This window comes from Bradyrhizobium sp. 27S5 (assembly GCF_037217225.1).
Classification (GTDB): Bacteria; Pseudomonadota; Alphaproteobacteria; order Rhizobiales; family Xanthobacteraceae; genus Bradyrhizobium; species Bradyrhizobium septentrionale.
Window position 1 is genome coordinate 4,371,219 of sequence record NZ_CP147714.1, and the last position, 26,890, is coordinate 4,398,108.

22 protein-coding genes are annotated in these 26,890 nt (G+C 64.2%); 8 read left to right on the plus strand and 14 right to left on the minus strand.

Annotation, left to right across the window (positions count from 1 at the left end):
• Positions 1-38: 38 nt before the first annotated feature.
• Positions 39-563 carry a DUF1993 domain-containing protein gene (locus tag WDM24_RS20230; RefSeq protein WP_338832218.1) on the plus strand — a complete coding sequence of 175 codons (525 nt, stop codon included), beginning with the start codon at positions 39-41 and terminating at the stop codon, positions 561-563.
• On the opposite strand, the gene WDM24_RS20235 is transcribed toward WDM24_RS20230, so the two are convergent.
• The 7 genes from WDM24_RS20235 to WDM24_RS20265 all read right to left on the minus strand — a co-directional run bounded on the left by WDM24_RS20235 (position 560) and on the right by WDM24_RS20265 (position 8,307).
• The gene (locus WDM24_RS20235) at positions 560-1,186 is read right to left on the minus strand and encodes a hypothetical protein (RefSeq protein ID WP_338687919.1); all 627 of its coding nucleotides are present in this window, start codon (positions 1,184-1,186) and stop codon (positions 560-562) included. The genes WDM24_RS20230 and WDM24_RS20235 overlap by 4 nt on opposite strands.
• Before the next feature lie 183 nt (positions 1,187-1,369).
• Positions 1,370-2,794 (minus strand): amidase, encoded by a 1,425-nt coding sequence (locus WDM24_RS20240; RefSeq protein ID WP_338832219.1) that lies wholly within the window; start codon positions 2,792-2,794, stop codon positions 1,370-1,372.
• Positions 2,795-2,860: 66 nt separating this feature from the next.
• Positions 2,861-3,850 carry a hydroxyacid dehydrogenase gene (locus tag WDM24_RS20245; protein WP_338832220.1) on the minus strand — a complete coding sequence of 330 codons (990 nt, stop codon included), beginning with the start codon at positions 3,848-3,850 and terminating at the stop codon, positions 2,861-2,863.
• A 29-nt stretch (positions 3,851-3,879) separates the two neighbouring features.
• A complete protein-coding gene (locus tag WDM24_RS20250) occupies positions 3,880-4,980 on the minus strand; it encodes a sn-glycerol-3-phosphate ABC transporter ATP-binding protein UgpC (protein WP_338832221.1) in 1,101 nt (366 codons plus the stop codon).
• 20 nt (positions 4,981-5,000) lie between these two features.
• Positions 5,001-5,912, minus strand: a complete 912-nt coding sequence (locus tag WDM24_RS20255) for a carbohydrate ABC transporter permease (protein ID WP_338687933.1) — start codon at positions 5,910-5,912, stop codon at positions 5,001-5,003.
• A complete protein-coding gene (locus tag WDM24_RS20260; RefSeq protein WP_338832222.1) occupies positions 5,912-6,850 on the minus strand; it encodes a sugar ABC transporter permease in 939 nt (312 codons plus the stop codon). Before WDM24_RS20260 ends, WDM24_RS20255 begins: the two co-directional genes overlap by 1 nt.
• A 116-nt stretch (positions 6,851-6,966) precedes the next feature.
• The gene (locus tag WDM24_RS20265; protein WP_338832223.1) at positions 6,967-8,307 is read right to left on the minus strand and encodes an ABC transporter substrate-binding protein; all 1,341 of its coding nucleotides are present in this window, start codon (positions 8,305-8,307) and stop codon (positions 6,967-6,969) included.
• A gap of 453 nt (positions 8,308-8,760) precedes the next feature.
• Between WDM24_RS20265 and WDM24_RS20270 the strand changes: the two genes are divergently transcribed.
• Positions 8,761-9,519 carry a Spy/CpxP family protein refolding chaperone gene (locus WDM24_RS20270; RefSeq protein WP_175619570.1) on the plus strand — a complete coding sequence of 253 codons (759 nt, stop codon included), beginning with the start codon at positions 8,761-8,763 and terminating at the stop codon, positions 9,517-9,519.
• Between the two features lie 258 nt (positions 9,520-9,777).
• Here WDM24_RS20270 and WDM24_RS20275 read toward each other — a convergent pair whose 3' ends face one another.
• From WDM24_RS20275 to WDM24_RS20285, 3 genes are all read right to left on the minus strand, one after another.
• Positions 9,778-10,179, minus strand: a complete 402-nt coding sequence (locus WDM24_RS20275; RefSeq protein WP_338832224.1) for a VOC family protein — start codon at positions 10,177-10,179, stop codon at positions 9,778-9,780.
• A 122-nt stretch (positions 10,180-10,301) separates the two neighbouring features.
• Positions 10,302-11,489: an acyl-CoA dehydrogenase family protein gene (locus WDM24_RS20280; protein WP_338832225.1), complete on the minus strand. Its 1,188-nt coding sequence runs from the start codon at positions 11,487-11,489 to the stop codon at positions 10,302-10,304.
• An 11-nt stretch (positions 11,490-11,500) separates the two neighbouring features.
• On the minus strand, positions 11,501-12,907 hold the full coding sequence (locus WDM24_RS20285) for an MFS transporter (RefSeq protein ID WP_338832226.1): 1,407 nt from the start codon (positions 12,905-12,907) through the stop codon (positions 11,501-11,503).
• Positions 12,908-13,174: 267 nt separating this feature from the next.
• Here WDM24_RS20285 and WDM24_RS20290 point away from each other — a divergent pair, with 267 nt between their 5' ends.
• Positions 13,175-13,426, plus strand: a complete 252-nt coding sequence (locus WDM24_RS20290) for a PilZ domain-containing protein (protein ID WP_338832227.1) — start codon at positions 13,175-13,177, stop codon at positions 13,424-13,426.
• A 78-nt stretch (positions 13,427-13,504) separates the two neighbouring features.
• Positions 13,505-14,236 (plus strand): adenylate/guanylate cyclase domain-containing protein, encoded by a 732-nt coding sequence (locus WDM24_RS20295; RefSeq protein WP_166205007.1) that lies wholly within the window; start codon positions 13,505-13,507, stop codon positions 14,234-14,236.
• Between the two features lie 148 nt (positions 14,237-14,384).
• Here the strand turns inward: WDM24_RS20295 and WDM24_RS20300 are convergent, their stop codons facing one another.
• The gene (locus WDM24_RS20300; RefSeq protein ID WP_338832228.1) at positions 14,385-16,454 is read right to left on the minus strand and encodes an ATP-dependent helicase; all 2,070 of its coding nucleotides are present in this window, start codon (positions 16,452-16,454) and stop codon (positions 14,385-14,387) included.
• 112 nt (positions 16,455-16,566) lie between these two features.
• On the opposite strand from WDM24_RS20300, the gene WDM24_RS20305 reads away from it, so the two are divergent.
• On the plus strand, positions 16,567-16,824 hold the full coding sequence (locus WDM24_RS20305; protein WP_029081847.1) for a hypothetical protein: 258 nt from the start codon (positions 16,567-16,569) through the stop codon (positions 16,822-16,824).
• 187 nt (positions 16,825-17,011) lie between these two features.
• Here WDM24_RS20305 and WDM24_RS20310 read toward each other — a convergent pair whose 3' ends face one another.
• Together WDM24_RS20310 and WDM24_RS20315 are read right to left on the minus strand one after the other, a co-directional pair.
• Positions 17,012-17,266 carry a hypothetical protein gene (locus WDM24_RS20310; RefSeq protein WP_166205003.1) on the minus strand — a complete coding sequence of 85 codons (255 nt, stop codon included), beginning with the start codon at positions 17,264-17,266 and terminating at the stop codon, positions 17,012-17,014.
• A gap of 119 nt (positions 17,267-17,385) precedes the next feature.
• Positions 17,386-17,586: a DUF3072 domain-containing protein gene (locus WDM24_RS20315; protein WP_035977071.1), complete on the minus strand. Its 201-nt coding sequence runs from the start codon at positions 17,584-17,586 to the stop codon at positions 17,386-17,388.
• Positions 17,587-17,647: 61 nt separating this feature from the next.
• On the opposite strand from WDM24_RS20315, the gene WDM24_RS20320 reads away from it, so the two are divergent.
• On the plus strand, positions 17,648-17,965 hold the full coding sequence (locus WDM24_RS20320) for a hypothetical protein (RefSeq protein ID WP_338832229.1): 318 nt from the start codon (positions 17,648-17,650) through the stop codon (positions 17,963-17,965).
• Between the two features lie 130 nt (positions 17,966-18,095).
• A complete protein-coding gene (locus WDM24_RS20325) occupies positions 18,096-18,314 on the plus strand; it encodes a hypothetical protein (protein WP_029081845.1) in 219 nt (72 codons plus the stop codon).
• Between the two features lie 11 nt (positions 18,315-18,325).
• On the opposite strand, the gene WDM24_RS20330 is transcribed toward WDM24_RS20325, so the two are convergent.
• On the minus strand, positions 18,326-20,314 hold the full coding sequence (locus WDM24_RS20330; protein ID WP_414645738.1) for a hybrid sensor histidine kinase/response regulator: 1,989 nt from the start codon (positions 20,312-20,314) through the stop codon (positions 18,326-18,328).
• A 285-nt stretch (positions 20,315-20,599) separates the two neighbouring features.
• On the opposite strand from WDM24_RS20330, the gene WDM24_RS20340 reads away from it, so the two are divergent.
• A complete protein-coding gene (locus WDM24_RS20340) occupies positions 20,600-26,890 on the plus strand; it encodes a HAMP domain-containing protein (protein ID WP_414645739.1) in 6,291 nt (2,096 codons plus the stop codon).

Below are 26,890 nucleotides of genomic sequence, written 5' to 3' on the forward strand. Positions count from 1 at the left end.
CCAGATGGGACGATCGAGCCAGCATAGCGGGTACAAAAGTGACCATCTCGCTCCATGAAGCATCCGTTGGCGTCTATGTGCCGTATCTGCGCAGTCTTTCCGCGCTGCTCGATCATGCGGAGGCCCACGCCAGGGCTCGCAACATCGATCCTGACGTGCTGCTGGCGATGCGGCTTTCGCCTGATATGTACAGCCTTCGCCAGCAAGTCGGAGAGGCGAACCGGCACGTCGTCCTGAGCTGCGCGTTGCTGGCGGGCTGCGCGCCGCCGGCCTTCGCTGAGGCGGAGCCCGATATCGCCGAGCTGAAAGCACGGATTGCGGCCACGATCGATTTTGCGCAGAGCCTGCCGCAGGCGGTGATCGAGGCCGCCGCCGACAAGGACGTCGTCTTCACATTCCGGAGCGGCGCGACCAGGCCGTTCACGGGCAAATCCCTGATTCTGACCTTCAGCGTTCCGCAGTTCTTCTTCCACGTCGCAACGGCCTACGACATCCTGCGCCACGCCGGTGTCGATCTCGCGAAGAAGGACTTTCTGGGACCACCAAGGCCGCCGCAGGGCTAGCCCTCGTTGCTGTCCTTGCTCGCCCGAAGCGCGGTCGCGCTACGGCTGATCATCTCGTGCTTGAAATGCTCGAAGCGCCGCCGCGCTTCGGCCTCGCGTTCGTCGACGAACTTGATCGCGGCGTCGCTGTCCATCGGGCCGTTGACGTGAGGGCTCGATCCTTCGCCGACGGTCTCGTCGACATAGTAGCGGCCGTCGTCCTCGCGCACCGTCCAGCGGAAGCGCAGCGCGGCCATCGGGCCTGGGCCGGACTTTGAATAGCCGTTGGCCTCAATTGGGTGGGGCGGCGGTCGGACGGGCTCCGGCTCGCTCGGCACGGGTTCGACTGACTCTGCTTCGACTGACTTCGGTTCGACTGACTCTGGTTCGACCGGCTCAGGCTGCTCGATCGGCGGCGGCTCGACGGGCGCGACCTCGACGGCTTCGATGGAGACGACTCCGATGGTCGATGGCAGAGGCGGTGGCATCGCCACGGAGACCGGCGGCTCCTCGACGGGCTCGGCTGCCTTGTCCGCAGTCTTGTCCGGCGACTTGTCGGCTGCTTTGGCCGTCTCGGGAGGCGTCGTCGTCTGATCGAGAATGCTCGCGATTGCGGCGAGCGCATTGTCGGTCGGGTCGCTCACGGTTCGGTCTCCCAGGCATGACGCCGGCGGAATCGTGCCGACGCCCTTCCTATCTACCTGATCTGGCTACCCTTTGTCAGCCTGGAGCTTCGGCTCTGATTGAATCAGAGCCGAAGCTCCAGGGCTCTTTATCTGACGCGGTTTCTTGACGCGAACCGGGAGCCACTTCGCTCGAAAACGCTATTAGGCCGAGACCGGCGGGCGGCGGTCCTTCCAGGGACGGACCTGTTCGAGCTGGCCGGCCAGCCGGAACAGCAGACCTTCCTGGCCGAGCTTGGCCGCGAACATCATGCCGAGCGGCAATCCGGCCTTGTTCCAGGCCAGCGGCACCGACATCGCCGGCTGCCCGGACATGTTGAACATCGAGGTCCCCGGCATGTAGCGGCGCAAGACCGGTGCAATGTGGGTCAGATCCTCGGACATCGTGTTCAGTTCGCCGAGGCGGAGCGGTGGCGCACACAAGGTCGGGCTGAGGAAGATGTCGCAGCCCTCGAAGAAGGTCGCAAGCGCGCGCGAGATCTGGAATGCCGCAAGCTGCGCGGCGACGTAGTCGACCGGTGTCAGCTTGACCGAATTCTCCGCGCTCGCCAGCGTCAGGCGCTCGACGTCGTCGGAGGTCAGCTTGCGCCCGACGCGCTGCTCGAGCAGGCGGATCGTCAGCGCCGTATTGCCGCCGACGATCGTCGTCATGGTCGCTGCCGGATCGGCCGCAAGCGGCGGCGCGCGCTCCTCGACATGATGGCCGAGGCCCGCCAGCAGCTTGGCAATGTCGCGGACCGCCGCGGCGATCTCCGGATCGATGGCGTCGCCATAGGGCGACTTGTCGGTGAAGCTGATGCGCAAATGGCCGGGATCGCGGCCAACCTCCTGGGAGAACGGCCGCTCCGGCGGCGGCGCGACGTAGAGGCTCGACGGCTCCGGGCCATGGATCGCATCCATCATGACTGCGCTGTCGCGGACGCTGATGCTGAGCACGTGACCAACGGAAAAGCCGCCCCAGCCTTCGCCGCGGTCGGGACCACACGGGTTGCGGGCGCGCGTCGGCTTCACGCCGAACACGCCAGAGGCCGAAGCGGGGATCCGGATCGACCCGCCGCCATCGCTGGCGTGTGCGACGGGCAGGATGCGTGCGGCGACCGCAGCCCCCGCACCGCCGGACGATCCGCCGGAGGAATGGTCGAGATTCCAGGGATTGCGGGTCGGGCCGAACAGACGGGATTCCGTCGTCGGCATCAGGCCGAACTCGGGGCTCGCGCTCTTGCCGAAGATCGTGAGGCCGGCGTCGAGGAAGCGCTGGGCCAGCGTGCCGTTGTGATCGGCAACGAAGCCCTTGAGCAGGCTTGCGCCCGACGTGGTACGCGTGCCCTCGAGCAGGTCGAGGTCCTTCAGCAGGAACGGTACGCCGGTGAAGGGGCCGTCAGGCAATCCCTTGGCAATCTGGCGTTCGGCGTAGTCGTAATGCTTGACGACGACCGCGTTGATCTTCGGATCGACGGCGGCCGTGCGCGCGACGGCCTCGTCGAGCAGCTCCTTTGCCGTCACGTCCTTGTTGCGGACGAGCTCGGCCAGACCGACCGCATCGTAGTTGCCGAATTCCTTGAAAGCCATGTGGGTACTCCGCATCGCCGGGCCGATCGCAAGGATCAGCCGCGGCGCAAGAGGAAGGCTGAACGGTCAGCCGAGGACGTCCTGGTTGATCACATTCTGGCGCAGCGGATTGCCGTCCAGCACGCTCAGGATATTGCGCGCGGTCTGCTCGCTCATGCGATCGACGGCCTCGACGGTGACGCCGGCAACATGCGGCGCCATGATCACGTTCGGCAAAGCGTGCAGGGGCTGGCCGACCGGTGGCGGTTCGACCTCGAACACGTCGAGGCCCGCGCCGGCGATCTTGCCCGATACCAGCGCGTCGTGCAGCGCCTTCTCATCGACGATGCCGCCGCGGGCGGTGTTGATGAGATAGGCGGTCGGCTTCATCAGCCTGATCCGCGCCGCGTTGAACATGCCGACGGTCTCGGGCGATTTAGGGCAGTGGATCGTGACGAAATCCGCCCGCGGCAATGCCGCCTCTAAGCTCGGCACCGCCTCGCAGCCGGCCGCCGTGATCTCGCCGGCGGGCTTGTAGGGATCGTAGACCAGCACGTTCATTTCCATCGCAAGGCAGCGCTTGGCGGTGCGGGTGCCGATGCGGCCGAAGCCCACGATCAGGGCCGTCTTGCCGTAGAGATCGAACGGCAGCACGCCGAGCCGGCTCGCCCAGGTGCCGTCCTTGACCATTGCGTGCATTTCGTTCGCGCGCTTGGCCAGCGTCAGCATCATGAACAATGCCTGTTCGGCGACGGAGGGCGAGTTCGCGGTGCCTGCGACCATCAGCGGCACCTTGCGGCGGGAAAGTGCCGGCACGTCGACGGCGTCGTAACCGACGCCGATCCGGGTCACCACCATCATGCCCTTGGAGGCTTCCAGCTCTGCCTCGCCGAACCGGGTGGCGCCGAGCGCCACGCCATGGACCGGTGCATGCTGCTCCAGCATGGACTGGAAGTCCTTGGCCGAGATCAGGTTGGGAAATTCGATCAGTTCGACGTCGTCCCGCTCGTTGAGGAGCACCCGTGCCCCCGGCGACAGAGTCTGGGTGATGAAAATCTTCTTCTTGTTGGTGGCCATTTCCTGCCCTTGAGGTTTCTTGTACGCCGTCAAAGGACGGCGCCGGTCACCTCATTTAGCAAATGCATATTGTTGAGGTCCACAGCCAATCGGAGCGGGCTGCCATCCTGCGCGCCGGCGTTGGGATTGACCCGGCCGCAGAGCTGGGAGCCTTCGAGCGTGAAATAGACCAGCGTCTCCATCCCCATCGGCTCGGTGACGTCGAGCACCGCATCGAACGGCTCGATACCGGGCTCGGCATGCGGGCGGGCCTCCATGACATGCTCGGGCCGGAGGCCCAGCAACAGCCTGTCGGTGCGGGAAAGCGCCTGGTAGCGGGCGGCGCGCGCCGGCGGCAGCGGGAAGGTGAGGCGATCGGTCAGCCGCACGTTGAGCTTGCCGCCGACATCCTCGAGCCGGCACGGCACGAAGTTCATCGCGGGCGAGCCGATGAAGCTTGCGACGAACTTGGTCGCCGGCTTGTGATAGAGCTCGTTGGGCGTGCCGATCTGCTCGATCCTGCCGTGGTTCATCACCACCACGCGGTCGGCCAGCGTCATCGCCTCGACCTGGTCATGGGTCACGTAGACGGTCGTGGTGCGGACCTTCTGGTGCACCTTCTTGATCTCGATCCGCATCTGCACGCGCAGCTTGGCGTCGAGGTTGGACAGCGGCTCGTCGAACAGGAATACCTTCGGATTGCGCACGATCGCGCGTCCCATCGCGACCCGCTGGCGCTGGCCGCCGGAGAGCTGCTTCGGCTTGCGGTCGATCAGGTCGGTGATGTCGAGCATGCGGGCGGCTTCGGTGACCCGGCTCTTGATCTCGGCCTTGGGATAGTGCTTCAGCCGCAGCCCGAACGACATGTTTTCGGCGACCGTCATGTGCGGATACAGCGCGTAGTTCTGGAACACCATCGCGATGTCGCGGTCCTTCGGCGGCACATCGTTGACGACGTCGCCGCCGATCATGATGTCGCCGTCGGAGATGTCCTCGAGGCCGGCGATCATCCGCAAGGTCGTCGACTTGCCGCAGCCGCTTGGGCCCACCAGCACCACGAACTCATGGTCGGCGATATCGAGGTCGATGCCGCGCACCGCCTCGACCTCGTCGTAACGCTTCACCACCTTACGCAAACTGACGTCAGCCATGAGTCCTACCTTTGTCGCGTTCAACCCTTTGTCGCACCGGCGGTCAGGCCGGCAATGTAGTAGTCCATCAGGAAGGCGTAGATGATCAGCGGCGGCGCGGCGCCGAGCAGGGCGCCGGTCATGATCTGTCCCCAGTTGAAGACGTCGCCCTTGATCAGGGTCGTGATGATGCCGACCGGCAGCACGAGCTGATCGGTCGAGGTCGTGAACACCAGCGGATAGAGGAACTGGGCCCAGGACACGGTGAAGGCAAAGATCGTCGCCGCGATCAGGCCGGGCAGGGCGACCGGGATGAAGATCCGCGTCAACGTCTGGAACCAGCTCGCGCCGTCGATGATCGCGGCCTCGTCGAGCTCCTTCGGGATCGAGGCGAAATAGCCGATCATGATCCAGGTGCAGAACGGCACCGTCAGCGTCGGATAGATGAACAGCAGCACGTACCAGCGATTGATGAGCTGGATGCCGGTCCAGTCGCCGATCACCGCGAACATCTTGAACAGCGGGATGAACAGCAGGCTGTCCGGAATGAGATAGGTGAGGAACACCCCGGTCGCGAGCGTCGCCGAGCCCCAGAATTTCATCCGCGCAAGGGCGAATGCCGCCGGCACGCTGATCAGCATCGTGATGGTGACCACGATGATCGAGACCCACGCCGAATTCCAGAAGAAGCGGAGGAACTGGTTCGAGGTCAGCAACTCAGCGTAGTTGGAGAGCGTCGGATGATATACCCACCACGGGTTGGTCGCCGCGGAAATCTCCGCACTGCTCTTCAGCGAGGTGATCAGCATGTAGAGCGGCGGCACCAGCGAGAAGATCGCAAACAGCGTGAGAAAGAAGTAGGACCAGCGCAGCGCCCAGGTCCGATCGCGGCTCATGCTGCCGTATTTGACCTTGCGGGTCGGTCCGGACTTGTCGATCGTCACCGTGCTCATCAGGATTCGTTCCCGCGTTTGGTGATGTCGCGCAGGATGAAGATCGCCGCGACCGCGAGGATCGGCACCATGAACAGCGAGACGCTGGCGCCGAGCGGAATGTCACTGCCCTCGATGCCGACGCGGAACGCCCAGGTCGCAAAGATGTGGGTGTGGTCAAGCGGCCCGCCGGCGGTCAGGATGCGCACGATGTCGAAATTGGCGAAGGTCACGATCAGCGAGAACAGCGTCGTGATCGCAATGATGTTGCGCATCATCGGCAAGGTCACATACCAGATGCGCTGCCACCAATTGGCGCCGTCGATCGCGGCCGCCTCATAGAGTTGCTCGGGCACCGATTTCAGCGCCGCCAGATACATGATCATGAAGAACGGCGCACCGTACCAGACGTTGACCAGGATCACCGAGAAGCGCGCCCACATGGCATCGCCGGTCCACGGGATCGGCCCGATGCCGAAGAACGAGAGCGTGTAATTGAAGGCGCTGTAGGACGGATCGAACAGCCACAGCCAGGCCAGCGTGCTCATGGCCGGCGGGATCACCCATGGCACCAGCAGCATGCCGCGCCATTTGCGCTGCTTGTTGGCCGGCACGTTGTGCACGAAATGCGCGACGATGAAGCCGATCAGCGCTTTGAAGACCACTGCCGAGATCGCGAAAATGCAGGACTGCTTGACCACCAGCCAGAAGGTCTCGCGCTTGAACAAGAACTCGAAGTTGCCAAGGCCGACGAACTTGGTCATCGCCTTGTTCAGCGTCGCCAGATGCAGCGAGTAGATGGCCGGGTAGAGCACGAGAATGACGATCAGAAGGATCAGCGGCAGCGTCATCAGGAACGCAGCCATCGACTTGCGCCGAAGCGCGTTGCGCAGACCGGTGCGCCGTCGCCCGCTCGGAGCTGCGGCTGTGCGGTTGGATTGGAATGCGACGTCAACCATAACGCAGGTCCCTCGCGCGGGTTGGTTGCACGGCTCGCCGGTTCGGCGGTCGGGATGTGAAGACGAGACCTCGCGCGGCCGGCACTACGGGCGGTCGCGCGAAAGCTCGCTTGTCGTCAGCTTCGCATGAAGCCTTCACACTCGCCCTCGGCCCAGGCGAGCGTCTTTTCCATGCTTTCACCCTGGTAGTAGCGCAGGCACATCTTGGTCAGGGTGGCCTGGAAGTAGATCTGCTGCGCGACCTTGGGCGGCGCAGGCGAGGCCGCCATCGACAGCGTCTGGTGTTTGAAGGGGTTCGGGTAGTGGTAGAGCGTGCCCTTGGGCGGCCCTACCTCTTCCCAGACCTTCAACGTCGTGAGCTTTTCGTAGGCCGGCAGGTCGTAGCCGCCGCTCGCGACCACCATCTTCTCGATCGATGCCGGTTGCGACAGATGGGACAGCAGGCTCTTGGCCGCTTCCTTGTTCTTCGAGAACGACCAGATCGACCAGAAGAACGGCAGATAGGGCGCGAACCGTCCCTTGGGTCCGGCCGGGAAGCCGTGGGTCCAGCATTGCTCCGCGACTTGCGGGGCATCGCGCTTGGCGACCGCCCACGCGCTCGGCGGGTTCATGATCATCGCGCCCTTGCCCGCGACCAGCCATTTGTTGTTGGAGGCATCGTCCCATGCGGAGACGTCGGGCGGCAGGAAAGCGAGCAGCTTCTTGTAGAACTCAAGCGATTGGCGCACCGCGTCGGTCTTGACGGTGAGGTTGCCCTTGGCGTCGACCAGTTGCGCGCCGAACGAGTTGAAGATCGCGCCGGCGGTGTCGACATTGTCGCTGGTTTCGCCGAGACCGATGCCGAACGGGAAGCCGGCCTTGTGGCAGGCCTCGGCCGCCTTGAGGAACGTATCGAGGGTCCAGTTGTCCGCCTTCGGCGGGCTTCCGGCCGGATACATCTCCTGCACGTCGATATTGGCATACTTCTTCATCAGGTCGATGCGCGAGCAGGGGCCCTTGATCTGGCTACCGACGCTGGCGGGAACACCGAGCCATTTGCCGTCGGCCAGGCCGAGATATTTCACCGTGCCGTTGACGTCGCCGTTCAGCTTGATGAGCGGGTCCATGATGTCGTTGACCGGCTCGAGCAGCTCGGCATTGGCCTGTGGCCACCAGGTCGGCATCTGGAAGATATCGTGACCGGATTTCGCCTGCGCCTCGGCGGCGATGGTGACGATGTTCTTATTGCCCTGGCTGGTGATGTAGTCGATCTGGACCTCGACCTTTTCCTTGGCGGCCCATTCATTGACGAGTTCGGTCGAGGCGCTGTTCGCGCCCGGCACCCAGTGATCCCAGAAGCCCATCGAGAGCTTTCCGGCTGCGTAGGCGCCACGCACGTAGGGGGCTGTAATGAGCGCCGCCGATGACAGCGCTGTCGCTGCAACGAATTCTCGGCGCGAAAGCTTCTTCCGTGACATGGCATTCCCTCCCTGGTAGCCAACGGACAAAAGACTTTTTGAATCCCGATGTTCTTTTTTGTGCGTCGCGTTCGCGCGACATCGCGGGATTTCGTTGCACCAATCAGAACAGAATTGCCGGCCGCTGTCGAGAAACGTAATGCCTGTGCCACGTAGAACTAACGTTGTGGTCAAATCGCAGGCAGTGTCGTCAGCCTCACTGCAATTTCCGGCGGTTTGCTGCACGCCTTGCGATCATGTTGCGACGCACGCACGAGTTGCCGCTTATACATTCGCGGACGGTGCGCCGTTGCGCCGCAGGTTTCCGGTCAAGCCTGATCGAGCCGTGTTCCGTCATGTTGATGCCCCGCGCGAGCAATAGACTTGCCGAAGCTGGAAACGATAAAGTCCGGATTCGTCGAACCTACCCCCGCATCAGTTCTGTAATCCACCATCGATCACGGAGACCCGATCATGCTCAACCCGGTAGCGAAGCTGCGAGCACAATGGCGATTGTGCGCCGCGGTTGGGGCCGCCACCGTCATGCTGCTTGCGGTGCCTCGTATCGTCGATGCGCAGATCGTGCAGGGCGTCGAGAAGGGCGCGCGCGAGGGCAACAAGGCCGCCGGACCGGTTGGCGGCGTTCTGGGCGGCGCGATCGGCGGGGTCGTCGGGGTGGTGACCGGCGTGACCGGGGTGTTCACCGGCAACAATGCCAACAACCCCAGCCCCAATGCTGGCGGCGGCAAGAATGCACAGGCTCCGGCCCCCAGTGACAAGCAGGGCGCCAAGGGCACCAAATCGGCCAAGGCCGCCGCCAAGGACAAGGGCGCGAAACAGCAGACGGCCGTGCTAACCCAGGATGGGGCGCCGCAGCTCACGGCTGAGCAGATGGTCGCCAACAGCGACGCCAACATCGAGCGGATCAAGAAGGAGCTGAATCTGACGCCGGAGCAGGAGAAACACTGGTCCGGTTTCAACAGCGCGATGCACTATCTCGGCCACAACGGCGCCGATCGCCTCAACCTGCGCATTGCGCGCGCGCAGCGCGATCCGCCTGACGACATCATCGAGCAGATGCGCAATGAGGCCCAGTTCCTCAACGACCGCGCGGTCGATCAGCGCGGCGTCGCCGACGCCGCGGAGCCGCTCTTTGCCAGCCTTGACGACAAGCAGAAACAGATCTTCATCAACGAAATGGTCCGCCTCAGCCACGAACGCGGGCTCGACTAAATATCCATCGGCGGCGAAGTGGGGACGAATAGCCGGGCCACCAAGCCCTGGGGTAGGTTAAAGGCGCAGCACCCGGCTATTCTGCCGCAGCGGCGCGGCCCGGTTAATTCGTCATTCAATGTTGAAGAAAAACGGACCGGATCGCGCCCGAGTGATGGCCGAGTCAGGGCCTTGTCGGGAACCGCTTGCGCGACATGAAAATTGGCCGACGCACGCGCCGGCCAATTGTTGAGCAGGGGTAATCCGGCGAAGGCCGGTTCAGCTCTTCGGGAAGTTCAGTTCCACCCCGACGCCATCGGGATCGTAGAGGAAGATCTGGGTGTCGCCGGTGCGCGGCACGATCTGCTCGCGGAACGTGACGTTCTTCGACTGCAGGCGCGTGCGCACGGCTTCGACGTCGGTGGCGGCAAAGGCGATATGGTCGAGGCGGCCGGTGTCCTCATATTTCTTCTCGGTGCCGCGCACCACGATCCCATCCCGCGGCTTGCGGGTGCCCATTAAATGGACGGTGGCCTGGCCGCCCGAATAGAGCCAGTAGCCGGGGAAATCGAGCGGTGGCCGGTCGCCGTTCTCGAGCCCGAGCACGTCGCAATAGAACTCCTTGGTGCGCTCGAGATCCTGCGGCTCGATGGTGTAATGCTGTAGTCCGCCCAATGGCATGGTTCTTCTCCTTGAGAATTAGGGTTAGAGCGTTTTCGAGCGAAATGGGTACCGGTTCGCGTGAAGAAAATGCGTCCAAACGAGAATCTAGGGCCTCGTTCCGATCCAATCGGAACGAGGCCCTAGACGAAGCTGAGGTCGGCATCGACGCCGAGCATCCAGGCGCCGACGGTCTCGAAATGGCTGAACCGGCCCTGCAATTGCTGGGTCACGGTGTGGATGTCGCGGAAGCGCCGCTCCAGCGGATGGCTGTCGAAGATCGCGGTGGCGCCGGCGGCATTGTAGGCGAAGTCGACCGCCTCCCGCGCCTTGTGGATTGCATGCGTTGCCGCCATCCGGATCGTCATGCGCTGCGCGACCGTGATGCTGTTGCCGGCAACCAAGTCCTTCCAGATGTCGGCCATCGATTGCAGCAGGAACGCGCGGGCGGCGCGCAGATTGACCTCGGCCTGGGCGAGGCCGGATTGCACGACCGCATTGTCCCGCAACGTCTTCTTCATGCCGCGCGGCACCTTGTTGCGGGCGACGTCGACGAAATTGTCCACCGCGCTGCGGGCAATGCCGCAGGCGACCCCGGCAAAGCCGATCTGATAGCAAGTGTGGTTGCTCATCCGGTACAGCGGGCCGTGCTCGCGGCATTCGCGGTCGAACTCGCGGGTGATCGAATGGTCCGAACGGACGAAGAAGTCGTTGAGCGCAAACTGGTCGCTGGCGGTGCCGCGCAGCCCGACCGTGTTCCAGATGTCGGTCCATTCAACGTCTTCGGTGCGCACCAGCATGGTGCGCTCGACCTGCTCGCCATTGGCGTCACGGCGCGGTGCGCCGTCGGCGGCATAGATGGGGCAGTGGGCGCCGAGCCAGGTGGCATGCCGCCCACCGGAGGCAAACGACCAGACCCCGGTGACGCGGTAGCCGCCTTCGCACTCAATCGCCTTGACCTTCGGGCCGGGACCCCAGGCGAGCACCGCGCGTGGGTCGGCAAACACCTCCTGCGCAACCGGCAGGTCGAGATAGGCGGCCGACATCGCACAGCCGCCGGCCTGGCTCAGGCACCACGCCGTCGAGGCGTCGCCCTTCGCAATGGTCTCAATGACATGGAAGAAGGTGACGGGATCGGTCTCGATCCCGTTGGTCGACCGCGGCAACAGCAGGCGGAACAGCCGCGCCTCATGCAGCCGGTCGAGCAGGTCGGGCGGCAGGCGGCGCGTCATCTCGATATCGTTGGAGGCGGCCGCAACCACGTCCCTGATCGCCTCGGCGCGGGCGATCACGTCGCGATCGCCCGCAAGATCAATAGAGGTCACGCTCATCTTCGCCTCCCTCAGGCGCGCCGGATCGTTGCGGACGCCGCGACGTCAGCCGTCGCGTTGAGCTCCTTGTCGATCTGCTCGATCGACTTGCCCCGGGTCTCGAGCCCAAAGAACAGATAGACGGCGCCGGCCATCAGGAACCAGCAGCCGAGATAGACGAAGGCGGTCGGGATCTGGGTTAGCGGCACGTCCGGCTTGAGATAGTTGTTGGAGCCGACGATCAGGGCAAGCCCGACCGGCCCGATGATCTTGCCGATGCCGCCGAAGCCATAGGCCGACCCCATGCCCGTAGTGCGCAGATGCGATGGCCAGACCTCGGCCGCATAGGGCCCGACGATCGCAAAGCCGCCGTCGGCGAAGAAGAAGGCGGCAGCCAGCAACAGCCAGAACGCCGACATCCCAAACAGCGTCGCGTCGTAGTGGTAACCGGCGATGATCGTCAGCGCTCCGGCCCCCAACCCGAGCAGGCCGCCGGCGACGCGCCGTCCCAGCAGTTCCGAGAACCAGGAGAACGAGATGCGGCCGAGGAAACCGGTGACGCTGAGCAGGATCATCATCTTGGCGGCCTCCTGCGGCGTCACCTTCAGGAGCAGCACGAACAGCGCGGGCGCCCAGAGTGTGATGCCGTAGACGCCGGTCTGCGCGCCGGCATTGCCGAGCCAGGAGACGATCAGGCTGCGCGGATATTTGAACAGGTCGAACCAGCTCGTCTTGACGATCGGACCGGCGTCGGCCGCGCTCGGCAATGGCAGTTCGGACGGCTGAACCTGCAGGGCCCACGCGAGCGATTTGCGGGCTTCGTCATAGCGTCCCTGCCGGCACAGCCAGCGCGGCGATTCCGGAACCCAGAGCCGGACCAGCAGCACCAGGACCGCCGGCAGCACGCCGATCGCAAACAACAGCCGCCACTGGTCGGCGCCCATCACGGCTCCCAGCACCGCGCCGAGCCCGACGCCGAGCGGGATCACACAGGTCACCAGCCCGCCGACCCAGCCCCGCTTGTGCGAGGGCATGAACTCCTGCACCAGCGGCAGGTCGACACAATAGAGGCCGCCGACGCCGACGCCGACGAAGAAGCGCAGGATCGCTAGGTAGACCCAGCCGTTATCGGGCGTGAAATAGAGCAGGCCGGTCGCGATCGAGAAGTTCAGGACGGTACCGATGAAGACGATGCGGCGGCCGATCCGGTCGGCGAGCCAGCCCCAGAGATACGCGCCGATGATGGCGCCGATGCCGGAACTCATCAGCACGGTGGCCGACTGGCCAAAGGTGAGTTTCCACGGTCCGATCAGGAACGCGAGCACAAAGCCGATCAGGAAGTAGTCGAAGAATTCCAGCGCATCGCCGATGATGGCCGCCGCAAGGATCTTGATCTGGTTGCCGGTCAGAGTCGTCCGGCGATCGAGAATCTCGAACATGGCGCGTTTTCCCCATGGCGCCTGTTCATTGTTATCAGGAGCGTGCGTCGCGCCAGCGCTTCGCCCATAGGGTGAGGCTATCCTCGCGCCATCGCGAACGACAAGCCCGCGCTGACGCGGGGCTCATCTGCAGTGACGCGATAAGCAATTCGGCCTACTGCTTCGCACAAATCGTGGTGCGAAAGCCCGATCCGGCCTGTCGGAGCCGTTGACTTGGGCAATGCCGATCGCCCACGCTTGTGTAAAGGAAATTGGGGGGGAGGCTGGGTGGACGAAAAGCGCAGGCATCCGCGAACCGAGGTCAATGAACCCGGCTATGTTTCATCGGGCGGTTCGGTCATGCATTGCACGATCGTGAACATTTCGCCGGAGGGAGCCGCGATCGAGGTCGAGAATCCGGCCTTCGTCCCGCATCGCTTCCTCCTGGTGATGGCCAAGGACGCCTCTGTTGTCTACGAGTGCCAGGTGGTCTGGAGCAAGAAGACGCGGATCGGACTGAGCTTCGTGACGCCGACCTGAGCGCGGCGCGCTGCAAATCCCGGCCCGGACGTCCTGGATCGCCCGGGTTTCGTTGCTGGAACGACTGGTGGTGTGCCGATGACTCCGGAACCTGCAACGATCTGCCTCGGCTGCTGGCAAAACCTGCATATGCCGATTCCCCTGCGCGGCCCGTTGTCGGCGCCGTTCCGCCTGTTTGGCGTCAAGCCGAGCCGCATGAACCCGAACACCTGCACGCTCTGCGAGATGGCCTTCTCGAAGATCATGAAGGCGCGCGCCGTGACAATCGACGCCACCATCCTGTTTGCCGATCTGCGCGGCTACACCACGCTGACCCAGACCATCGCGCCGGACGGACTGACATCGCTGCTGGATGCGTTCTACGATGACTGCGCCGCCGCGATCTGGCGCTATGACGGCATTCTCAACAAGACGATCGGCGATGCCGTGTTCGCGATCTTCAACTTTCCGGTGCGGCGGGACGATCATGCGGTGCAGGCCTTGCTGGCCGCGCGCGACATCCAGCGCCGCTTCCAGGAAAGGCACGACGCGCTGGTGCGGACGATCGGCGCCGGCGACATCGAGATCGGCATCGGAATCGGGATGGACAGCGGGGACACCAATTTCGGTGAGTTCGGCCAGACCCATCGCGACCTGACGGCGGTCGGCACCGTCGTGAACCGCGCCGCGCGCGCCCAGGCGGCGGCGAAATCCGGCGAGATCCTGGTCACGACGGCGGTGCGGGAAAGAACGGGCGATATGATCACGGCAGCCGGTTCCGATCACGCGCTGAAGGGCTTCGACCAGCCCGTCAGATTGTTTCCTGCGTGAATTGACGCGGCGCAAAAAAACGACGGCTCCAGCGCGAAACTTCGCGCCGAAGCCGTCGGGGATGGTCGTTTGCCGATTACGAACGCGGCTTCAACGCGAGGCCGGCGGCTTCGTTCCAGGCCGTCTGAAAAATCTTTCGCAACCGGCGTCAGCGCCACATGCCGCGCATCCGGGCTCCGATGTCGATCGGCGGCGCGCGGCTGGCGGACGCGGCCTGCGCGGTGGCGGCGCGCGGCCAGGTGGTCCGCTCGAACATCGGCAGCAGCCGTTCCGGGATGAAACGGGTGCGCGAGGCGTACATGTGGCGGTCGCCCTTGGCGGCCTGGCCGTGGACGAAAAAGCGCTGCGGCACCAACAGGTGCAGATCGTCCTTGGCGCGGGTCATGGCGACATAGAGCAGGCGGCGCTCCTCCTCGAGTTCCGCCGATGTGCCGGCGCCGAGATCGGAGGGCATGCAGCCATCGACGACATTGAGCACGTAGACCGACTTCCATTCCTGCCCCTTGGCGGAGTGGATCGTCGACAGGATCAGGTAATCCTCGTCGAGCAGCGGCACGCCGGCCTGGTCGCTGGTCGCGTCCGGCGGATCGAGTGTGAGTTCGGTGAGGAAGCGTTCGCGTGACGGATAGCCGGCGGCGATCTGCTCGAGCTGGATGAGGTCGGCGCGGCGGACCTCGCTATCCTCGTGGATGCGGTCGAGATGCGGCTCGTACCAGTGGCGCGCGCGTTCGATGTCAACAGGCCATTCCGAATAGCGGAGGTTCTCGATGGCCTCGACGAACAGCCGCCAGTCGGCACCGGCGCGGGGCGGGGCGGGCAGTGCTGCGAGCGCTGCGATCGGATCGGCGGCCTCGGCCATGCGGTCGAGCACGCGCTGCGCCGAGGCCGGCCCGACGCCGGGCAATAGATGCAGGATCCGAAAGCCCGCGACCCGGTCGCGCGGATTGGCGGTGAAGCGCAGCAGCGCCAGCATGTCCTTGACGTGCGCAGCATCGAGGAATTTGAGCCCGCCGAATTTCACGAACGGAATATTGCGGCGGGTCAGTTCGACCTCCAGCGGTCCGCTATGCGAGGAGGTGCGGAACAGCACCGCCTGGTGCTTGAGCAGCGCGCCTTCTTCGCGGTTGGCCAGCACTTGCTCGACGATGTAGCGCGCCTGATCGGCCTCGTCGCGGATCGTGACGAGCAGCGGCTTGCGGGACGAGGTGCGGTCGGTCCAGAGGTTCTTGGTGAAGCGTTCCTTGGCGAGCGAGATCACGCCATTGGCTGCCGACAGGATCGGCTGCGTCGAGCGATAGTTGCGGTCGAGCGTGACGATCTCGGCAGCCGGGCTGAACTGCGACGGGAAGTCGAGGATGTTGCGCACGGTGGCGGCACGGAACGAATAGATCGACTGCGCATCGTCGCCGACCACGGTGAGCCCGCGCCCACCAGGCTTGAGCGCAAGCAGGATGGAGGACTGCAGGCGGTTGGTGTCCTGATATTCGTCGACCATCACATGGTCGAAGCGGCCGCCGATCTCCTCGGCCAGCGCAGTGTCCGTCACCATCTGCGACCAATAGAGCAGGAGGTCATCGTAATCGAGCACGTTCTGCCGTTGCTTGGCTTCGACATAGGCCGCGAACAGCTGCTTCAATTCGCTGGCCCAGCCAGCGCACCAGGGGAAGAACTGCCCGAGCACGGTCTCGATCGGCATCTCGGCGTTCACGCAGCGCGAATAGATCGCAAGGCAGGTGCCCTTCGTGGGAAACCGGCTTTCGGCGCGGGAGAAACCGAGTTCGTGGCGGACCAGGTTCATCAGGTCGGCGGAGTCTTCACGATCATGGATCGTGAAGGCCGGCTCGAGGGCGATGCGTTCGGCGAATTCCCGCAGCAGCCGCGCGCCGATGCCGTGGAACGTGCCGGCCCAGCTCAGTGCATCGGTCATGATGGAGGCGCGCTCGCCGAGCACGCGCCGTGCGATGCGCTCGACGCGGCCGGCCATTTCGGCGGCTGCGCGCCGCGAAAAGGTCATCAGCAGGATGCGGCGCGGATCGGCGCCTGCGACGATCAGATGCGCGACGCGATGGGCGAGCGTGTTGGTCTTGCCGGAGCCCGCGCCCGCGATCACCAGCAGCGGGGCGCCGACGATGCAATCCGTGCCGACCCCGTGCTCGACCGCACGGCGCTGCTCGGAATTGAGCGCATCGAGATAGGCTGTGTTGGCAAGTTCAGGCACGAATCACCCCCACAAAACGCTAACAGACATTGCGATTCAGTGGAGCCGATGCACCGGGGCGGATGCAGAGAAATTAGATTGACATTAACGCCGCGCGGCGCACAACCGCGCCATGGGTGACGTATCCAAATCCGACACGCCGCTGAAGGCGACGTTCAAGGTGCGGCTGAACGGCGAGACGGTGACGCTTGCGACCGTCGGTCAGGCCTACCGCTTCATCAGCAATCTCAGCGCCGTCGAATGGATGGAATTCCGCTCGCTGCATGATGAGGCGCTGGTTGCGCTGGAGCGCGCGGCCGGGAACGCCATGCTGACGGTGCAAGCAACCAACGCGTTGCGGACGCTGTTCGTCCGCGCCAAATTGCTTTGAAGGAATTGCTTTGAAAGAAAAGGGGCCGCCTTGGCCTTCCTTTGGCCCTCCGAGGCGGCCCTAGATTAGCAGCCGAAGCGCAATCCGCATCCGGCCGTCGCGTGTACCGCCGTTACCTTGTTTGCGGCCATAACGAACAGCGACTTACGAGACCACCGCCGATTCGGCTGTAGCCGCCGCACCACAATCAGGGGCCGACGTCGTCGACGAGGCGGTCATACACCAGCGCGGACCGCAGGTTCATGGTCGCGATTTTCAGATAACCCGGTTCGCGCATGGCGTTGTTGAACATCATGATCGCCGTCTTCCAGTAGCCACGCTCGCGCTGATCGATATTCAGCGTCGACAAATAGTCCGCGGCGTCGCCGACGGTCGCGAGCGTTCGCCCGTTTTTCAGCGTGATCGGGAACGCCAGTGGCGATCGCTTCTCCAGCTCCAGCACGTGAGGCTCCCCCAAAGCAAAGCAGCGATAAAGACAAAGCAGCAACGACAGAAACAGAACTAGCTGCGCCGCTATATCAAAGCCTTAAGGGGGTGTCCGGCCCGGTCGGGATGGGCAACTCAGAAAGAGTCCGCCAGCGCGATCTCGGCCCTGAGGGCATCGATGCGCCGTTCGGCCTCCTCGGACGTCAGGTCGCGCGCGTACTGGTTCGGCTGATATGCTTCCTCGGCAAGGTTCCTCAGCCGCAGCGCCTGGGCACGGGTCATCAGCCCGCCAAGGCGCTCCGCAACCCCGCCAAATCTTACCGCTGCCATGCTCATTGCCTACCTCGTTTGCTGGATCGTGACTTGACAATATGTTCTATTTTTGTTCTAACAAGCCATGGACAACAAGATCAACGAAATTCGTCGAAGGATCAGCACCTTGCGGGCTGAAATGACCCTGATCGAGGCGTCGATCCGGGATCAGATCAACCGCGACCTCGATTGCAGCGAGGCGTCATACCGGCTGATGGCGATGCGGGCCGAAGTGGCTGAGCTCATTGGTCGATGGAAAGCCTCCGGCGGCGGCGACCGCCTCCCGACGGTGCGGGAGCGGCTGAGCCGAAGCTTTGCGGATCGCCCCGTTGCTACCGTCAAGCCGACCCCCGTCAACTCGAAGAGCACGCCCAAGCCGGGCCACAGCAACGCGAAGGTTTGATCGACCTGCCCGAGCTGGAGGGCGCACCTCAGACCGGCTTGAGCCCAAATCTGGTTTCGAGGCGGGAACCGGAGCCACGGATGGGCATTTTCTTGTGGTGAGAGCCAATTCCATAGCATCGTCCAGCGCCATGATCGCCGATCCGACCGCGCCACCGCGGGCATCGATGAATGACGATCGCAGCCCGTTGCTGACGCTGATTTCCTGTATCAGCTGCATCAGGACGATGCGGCTTGAGAGCAGCCACCCGGGCACCGAGGGCAGGGATATTCTCCAGTACCGCTGCGAGCAGTGCAGCCGTATCGAGCGGGTGCAATTGGTGCGGCGAAGCTGGCCGGCCGAACGCTAGCCCTTGGTTTTTTAGGAGTGCGCTTTTGCCTTTGGTCTGAGCGCAACGTCCCGCGCGGCGGAATCGAACTCGCCCACAGCGCCTGCGGACGGGTTGCCCATGACGCCGCCCGAGCCTTGTCCGGTCAGTTTCGAGAGTTCGCGGCTGAGATCGTGGATGCGGTACGGCTTGCGCAGGACCGGAAAGTCGGACCTCACGTCGCGTGCACTCTTGCTGTAACCGGTCGTCAGCAGGATCGGCAGCTCGGGCTTCCTGTCCCGGATCGCGCGCGCCAGCTTCAGCCCATCCATCCTGCCGGGCATCACGATGTCGCTGAACACCACATCGACCCCGTTGGCGTCGATTTCCGATAGGGCAGCTTCTGCGTTCGACGCCCAGCGCACGGTGTAGCCGAGCTGTTCGAGCAGGCCCGTGCTCGCATCGGCGACAGCGGGATTGTCCTCGATCAGCAGGACGATTGCGGAGCCGCGCACGCTGTGGTCCGCGGTCGTACGCTTTGCGGCAGCGGTCCCGCGGGGCAGGTAGATGCTGACCGTCGTGCCCTTGCCGAGCGTGCTTGCGATCTCGACCCGGCCGTCGGCCTGGTGCGCAAAACCGTGGACCTGGGACAGTCCGAGGCCGGTCCCTTTGCCGACCGGCTTGGTGGTGAAGAACGGGTCGAAGACCTTGCTCAGCACATCCTCGGGAATGCCTTCGCCGGTATCGGCCACGCCGACGGCGACCTCGGCGGTTTCGGGTGCGTTGCGGGCCGAGACGGTCAGCGTACCGCCATTGGCCATCGCGTCCCGTGCATTGACCACAAGGTTGATCAGCGCGGTTTCAAATTCGTTCGGGTCGACGAACACCGGCCAGAGATCCGGCTGGATCTCCATGTTCAACTTGATCGCGCCGCCTAGCGCGCTGCTCAGCACCTCGCGCACCGCGGCGATCCTGTCGGCGACGTCGACGGTCTGCGGATTGACGCTCTGACGGCGCGCGAAGGTGAGCAGCTGGCTGGTCAGGGAGGCGGCACGCTCGGAGGCGGTGTCGATCGCGCTGAGCGCGAGCTGGCCGCGCTCGCTCGTCACCTCGCGCTTGATCCGGTGCAGATTGCCCGAGATGATCATCAGCAGGTTGTTGAAATCGTGCGCGACGCCGCCGGTCAATTGACCGAGCGCATCCATCTTCTGCGACTCCGCCAGCTGGCGCTGCACCAGTTCGAGCTTCTGTTGCGCCTCACGCCGCTCGGAAATGTCCCGTGTGATCTTGGCAAAGCCGACCAGGCTGCCGTCGCCGTCGCGGATCGGATCGATCACGACGCTGGCCCAGAAGAACGAGCCGTCCTTGCGGACCCGCCAGCCATCCTCCTCGTAGTGCCCGGTCTCTTCCGCGATCTTGAGCGCGCGGGCCGGCTTGCCTGCTGCCTGGTCGGCCGGCGTATAGAACCGCGAGAAGCTTTGGCCGATGATCTCGTCGGGCGAATAGCCCTTGATGCGCTCGCCGCCGGCGTTCCAGTTGGCGACGATCCCGGCCGGCGTCAGCATGTACAGCGCGTAGTCGGTGACGTTGCTCACCAGCAGACGAAACTGGCTTTCGCTGGCATCGAGATCCGCGCGCGCTTGCTGCCGCTCGGTGATGTCGCGGGTGACCATCGCGTAGCCGACGAGCTTGCGCTTCTCGTATATCGGGTCGATGACGACAGAGGCGTGGAATTGCGATCCATCCTTGCGGATGAACCAGCCCTCCGCCGCGGCATGCTTTTCCGTCCGCGCGATCTGCAGGGCCTTGGCGGGAAGGCCGGAAGCGCGATCCTCCGCAGGATAGAAGACCGAGAAGTGCTTGCCGAGGATGGCCTTCGCCGAATAGCCCGTGATGCGCGCGGCGCCCTTGTTCCAGTTGGTCACCCGTCCATCGGGGGCGAGCATGCAGATCGCGTAGTCGATCAGGCCTCCGGCCAACAGCCGAAAGTTGCGCTCGCTCTCGAAAATGCCGCGCTTGGGTCGATCCGATTTCTTAACCATCACAAATCCTGCCATTCGGCCGGAACGTTTCGGAGAGGCGAATGTTCCAATGCGATCAGATGCGACCGTGGGGACCAGGCAATACGAACGGCTTACGCTGCTTTGCGAAAAAGTTCCATTCCGCGTTGGAACTTTAGGTTCCATTAGCGATTAAGCTACTCGGTTTGCGTCACAAATCGCGGTTTTGGCGTTTTCCCGCTTGAATAGAACACGGGCAGTCATTCTTATGGTCACACTGGCTTTTCCGAGTCTCTCGACAGGGGGCCAGCGCGTAGGGGAAATTACATGACCGATCTCGGTTCGCCGCCTCGTCCCCGTGCTGATACCCGCCGCGCCCAATCATCCAACGGAAGCCTCGATTCCTCGCACGACCTGCTGCAATCCCTGCAGGCGATGCGCGGCGGCGACTTCTCGGTTCGCATGCGCGGCGACTATCTCGGGATCGACGGCAAGATCGCGGACGCCTTCAACGAAATCGCCGCGGCGAACGAACGTATGGCGCAGCAATTGGCGCGCGTCGGACAGGTGGTCGGCCGCGAGGGGCAGACCCGCCAGCGCGTCAATTTCGGCCTCGCCAGCGGCGCCTGGGCCGATATGGAAAGCTCGGTCAATACGCTGATCGACGATCTCTTGTGGCCGACCCGCGAGGTCACTCGGGCGGTCGCCGCGGTGGCGCAGGGCGACCTGCTGCAGACCGTGCAGCTCGACGTCGAGGGCAGGCCGCTGCGCGGCGAATTCCTGCAGTCGGCGAACATCGTCAACACGATGATCAAGCAACTCTCGGTATTCACCTCGGAGGTCACGCGCGTGGCCCGCGAAGTCGGCACCGAGGGCAAGCTCGGCGGCCAGGCCCAGGTGCCGGAAGTGACCGGTGTCTGGAAGGACCTGACCGAGAGCGTCAACTCGATGGCCAACAATTTGACCGGCCAGGTCCGCAACATCGCCGAGGTGACGATCGCGGTCGCCAATGGCGACTTGTCCAAGAAGATCACGGTCGACGTCCGCGGCGAGATCCTGCAGCTGAAGGAAGCCATCAACACGATGGTCGATCAGTTGCGCTCGTTTGCGTCGGAAGTGACGCGCGTGGCGCGCGAGGTCGGCACCGACGGGAAGCTCGGCGGCCAGGCTATCGTGCCCGGCGTCGCCGGCACCTGGAAGGATTTGACCGACTCGGTGAACGCGATGTGCGGCAACCTGACTGCCCAGGTGCGCAATATCGCCAATGTGACCACGGCGGTGGCGCGCGGCGACCTGTCGCGCAAGATCACGGTCGACGTCAGCGGCGAGATCCTCGAGCTGAAGGACACCATCAACACGATGGTCGACCAGCTCAACTCGTTCGCCTCGGAAGTGACGCGCGTCGCGCGCGAGGTCGGCACCGAAGGCAAACTCGGCGGCCAGGCCCAGGTGCCCGGCGTCGCCGGCACCTGGAAGGACCTGACCGACAACGTCAACTTCATGGCGTCGAACCTGACCGCGCAGGTCCGCAACATCGCCGACGTCGCGACCGCGATCGCCGGCGGCGACCTGTCGAAGAAGATCACGGTGAACGTGTCGGGCGAGATCCTTCAGCTGAAGGAAACCCTCAACACCATGGTCGACCAGCTCAACGCCTTCGCATCCGAAGTGACGCGCGTGGCGCGTGAGGTAGGCACCGAAGGCAAGCTCGGCGGCCAGGCCAACGTGCTCGGCGTTGCCGGCACGTGGAAGGATTTGACCGACAACGTCAACTTCATGGCGTCGAACCTGACCGCGCAGGTCCGCAACATCGCCGGCGTCACCACCGCGGTCGCCAATGGCGACCTGTCGAAGAAGATCACGGTGGACGTGCGCGGCGAAATCCTCGAGTTGAAGGACACCATCAACACGATGGTGGACCAGCTCAACGCCTTCGCCGGCGAAGTGACGCGCGTGGCGCGCGAGGTCGGCACCGAAGGCAAGCTCGGCGGCCAGGCCGAGGTGCGCGGCGTTGCCGGCACCTGGAAGGATCTGACCGACAGTGTCAACTCGATGGCCTCGAACCTAACCGCGCAGGTCCGCAACATCGCGGAGGTTGCGACCGCGGTCGCGAAGGGCGACCTGTCGAAGAAGATCACGGTGAACGTGTCGGGCGAAATCCTTCAGCTGAAGGAAACGCTCAACACCATGGTCGACCAGCTCAACGCCTTCGCCGGCGAAGTGACGCGCGTGGCGCGCGAGGTCGGCACTGACGGCAAGCTCGGCGGCCAGGCCGAAGTGCCCGGCGTCGCCGGCACCTGGAAGGATCTGACCGACAGCGTCAACTCGATGGCCGGCAACCTCACGGCACAGGTCCGCAACATCGCCGAGGTGGCGACCGCGATCGCCGGCGGCGACCTGTCGCGCAAGATCACGGTCGACGTGCGCGGCGAGATCCTTCAGCTGAAGGAAACACTGAACACGATGGTCGATCAGCTCAACCGCTTCGCGGGCGAGGTGACACGCGTGGCGCGCGAGGTCGGCACCGACGGCAGCCTTGGCGGCCAGGCCAACGTGCCCGGCGTCGCCGGCACCTGGAAGGATCTGACCGACAGCGTCAACTCGATGGCCGGCAATTTGACGGCGCAGGTCCGCAACATCGCTGAAGTGACCACCGCCGTGGCGCGCGGCGACCTGTCGCGCAAGATCACGGTCGACGTGAAGGGCGAAATCCTTGAGCTGAAGAACACCATCAACACGATGGTCGACCAGCTCAACGCCTTCGCCGGTGAAGTGACGCGCGTGGCGCGCGAGGTCGGCACCGAGGGCAAACTCGGCGGTCAGGCCGAAGTGCCCGGAGTCGCCGGCACCTGGAAGGATTTGACCGACAACGTCAACTTCATGGCGTCGAATCTCACCGCGCAGGTCCGCAACATCGCCGAGGTCGCGACCGCGATCGCCGGCGGCGACCTGTCGAAGAAGATCACGGTGGACGTGCGCGGCGAGATCCTGCTGCTCAAGGACACCCTGAACACGATGGTCGAGCAGCTGCGCTCGTTCGCCGCCGAAGTGACGCGCGTGGCGCGCGAGGTCGGCACCGAGGGACGGCTCGGCGGCCAGGCCGTGGTGCCCGGCGTCGGCGGCACCTGGAAGGACCTCACCGACAACGTCAACCTCTTGGCCGCGAACCTGACCACGCAGGTCCGCAACATCGCCGAGGTGACCACCGCTGTGGCGCGCGGGGACCTGTCACGCAAGATCACGGTCGACGTGAAGGGCGAGATTCTCGAGCTGAAGAACACCATCAACACGATGGTGGACCAGCTCAACGCCTTCGCCGGCGAGGTCACGCGCGTGGCGCGCGAGGTCGGCACCGAGGGCAAGCTCGGCGGCCAGGCCGAGGTGCGCGGCGTCGCCGGCACTTGGAAGGATCTCACCGACACCGTCAACGTCATGGCGGCGAACCTGACCGAGCAGGTGCGCGGCATCGTCAAGGTGGTGACCGCGGTTGCCAACGGCGACCTGAAGCAGAACCTGACGGTGAAGTCGAAGGGCGAGGTGGCCGCGCTCGCCGACACCATCAACAACATGACCGAGACGCTCGCGACCTTCGCCGAGCAGGTCACCAGCGTGGCGCGTGAGGTCGGCGTCGAGGGCCGGCTCGGCGGTCAGGCCAACGTGCCCGGCACAGCCGGCACCTGGAAGGATTTGACCGGCAACGTCAACCTGCTGGCGGCCAACTTAACCTCCCAGGTGCGCGCGATCGCGGAAGTGGCGACCGCGGTCACCAAGGGCGACCTGACGCGCTCGATTCAGGTCGACGTGCGCGGCGAGGTCGCAGAGCTCAAGGACAATATCAACACGATGATCGGCAACCTCCGTCTCACGACGGAGCGCAACACCGAGCAGGACTGGCTGAAGACCAATCTGGCGCGCTTCACCAACATGCTGCAGGGCCAGCGCGATCTTGCGACCGTCGGCCGTCTGCTGCTGACCGAGCTGGCGCCACTGATCAACGCGCATATGGGCGTGATCTACCAGGTCGACAATCCCGAGAATGCGCAGCTGCGCCTGTTGTCGGCCTATGCCAGCGACAGCAACAATCCGCATCCGCAAATCGTCCAGTTCGGCGATGGATTGGTCGGTCAGTGCGCGCTCGACAAGCGGCAGCGCTTCGTTTCCGATATTCCCGGCGATGCGGTGCCGATCAATTCGGCGTTGATGCGGGTCATGCCGAAGAACCTCGTCGTGTTCCCGGTGCTGTTCGAGAACCAGGTCAAGGCGGTGATCGAGCTGTCCTCGATCTCCTCGTTCACGACCTCGCAGATCACCTTCCTCGAACAGCTCACCGACAGCATCGGCATCGTGCTCAACAGCATCGAGGCGACGATGCAGACCGAGGCGCTGCTCAAGCAGTCGCAACAGCTCGCCGGCGAGCTGCAGACCCAGCAGAAGGAATTGCAGCAGACCAACGATCAGCTCGAGCAGAAGGCCCAACAGCTCGCCGAGCGCAATGTCGACGTCGAGCGCAAGAACCAGGAAATCGAGCAGGCGCGGCGCGCGCTGGAAGAGAAGGCGACCGAGCTGTCGCTGACCTCGAAGTACAAATCCGAATTTCTCGCCAACATGTCGCACGAGCTGCGGACGCCGCTGAACTCGATCCTGATCCTGGGCCAGCAGCTCACCGAGAATCCGGACGGCAATCTGACCGGCAAGCAGGTCGAGTTCGCCCGCACCATTCATGGTGCCGGCACCGACCTGTTGAACCTGATCAGCGACATCCTCGATCTCTCCAAGATCGAGTCCGGCACGGTGACGGTCGATGCCGAGGAAATTCTGACGTCGAGCCTGCTCGAGACGGTCGGACGGCCGTTCCGTCACGAGGCGGAGAACCGGCACCTCTCCTTCAGCATCGATGTCGACGCCAATCTGGCGCGCAGCATGGTCACCGACTCCAAGCGGCTGCAGCAGGTGCTGAAGAACCTGCTCTCGAACGCGTTCAAGTTCACCGCGGAGGGCGGCGTCAGCCTGACGGTGTCGGCCGCGCTCGGCGGCTGGAGTGCAGAGCATCCGATCCTCAACGCGGCGCCCGCCGTCGTCGCGTTCGAAGTGTCGGATACCGGCATCGGCATTCCCCAGGAGAAGCAGAAGCTGATCTTCGAGGCGTTCCAGCAGGCCGACGCCGGCACCAGCCGCAAATATGGCGGCACCGGTCTTGGCCTTGCCATCAGCCGCGAGCTGGCGGGCCTGCTTGGCGGCGAGATCCATCTGCGCAGCGCGCCGGGCAAGGGCTCGACCTTCACGCTCTATCTGCCGCTGAAATATGCCGGACCGTCGGCCGGGCTGCGACCGCAGGCTCAGCCGCTACAGATGCCGCACACCACGGCACCGTCGCTGCAATCAGCGGGCACGCAGGAGCGCGTGATCGAGCAGCTTCCGGACGACCGGCTCAATCTCGAGCCCGGCGACACCATCCTTTTGATCGTCGAGGACGATCCGCATTACGCGCGGGTCCTGATCGATCTGGCGCGCGACAAGGGCTTCAAGGTTCTGGTCGCAGCCCGCGGCGCCGAGGCGCTCGATCTCGCCAAGCAGTTCCAGCCGAGCGCGGTCTCGCTCGACGTCTTCCTGCCGGACATGCTGGGCTGGACCGTGCTGAGCCAGCTCAAGCACAATCCACTGACCCGTCACATTCCGGTCCAGATCATTACGCTCGACGAGGACCGGCAACATGCGCTGGCCCGCGGCGCCTTCTCCTTCGTCAACAAGCCGACCACGACCGAAGGCGTCAGCGCCGCGCTGTCGCAGATCAAGGAATACGCGAGACCGCGCCGCAAGCGGCTCCTGATCGTGGAGGATAACGCGGCGGAACAGCTCAGCATCACCGAGCTGCTCGGGCACGAGGATATCGAGATCGTGACCAGCGGCACCGGGGCAGGGGCGCTCTCGACGCTGCGCGAAAATCCCTGCGACTGCGTCGTGCTCGATCTACGGCTGCCCGACATGAGCGGTTTCGAGGTGCTGGATCAGATCCGCCAGGACCAAATGCTCTCCAATATTCCCGTTGTCGTGTTTACGGGCCGGGAACTTTCGGCCGAGGAAGACGCGGAACTGCACACGATGGCGCGCAGCATCGTCGTCAAAGGTGTGGAGTCGCCGGAGCGGCTGCTCGATGAAACGTCACTGTTCCTGCACCGTGTGATCACGGAATTGCCCGTCGAAAAACAGAGGATGCTGGAGAAGCTCAATAGTTCCGATGAGGACCTGATTGGCAAGACGGCGCTGCTGGTCGACGATGACGCCCGCAACATCTTCGCGCTGTCGAGCGTGCTGGAACGGCGCGGTATGAAGGTGTTGACGGCGACAACCGGTCATGAGGCGATCTCGCTGGTCGAATCCAACCCGAAGATCGCGATCGTGCTGATGGACATCATGATGCCGCAGATGGACGGTTACCAGACCATCGGCGCCATCAGGCAAAATCCCGCCTTTTTGCGGTTGCCGATCATCGCGCTGACCGCGAAGGCGATGAAGGGCGACCGCGAGAAATGCCTGGAGGCGGGCGCGTCCGACTATCTGGCGAAACCCGTCAACACCGAGCAACTGCTGCTGGCGATCCGCATGTGGCTGCACCGCTGA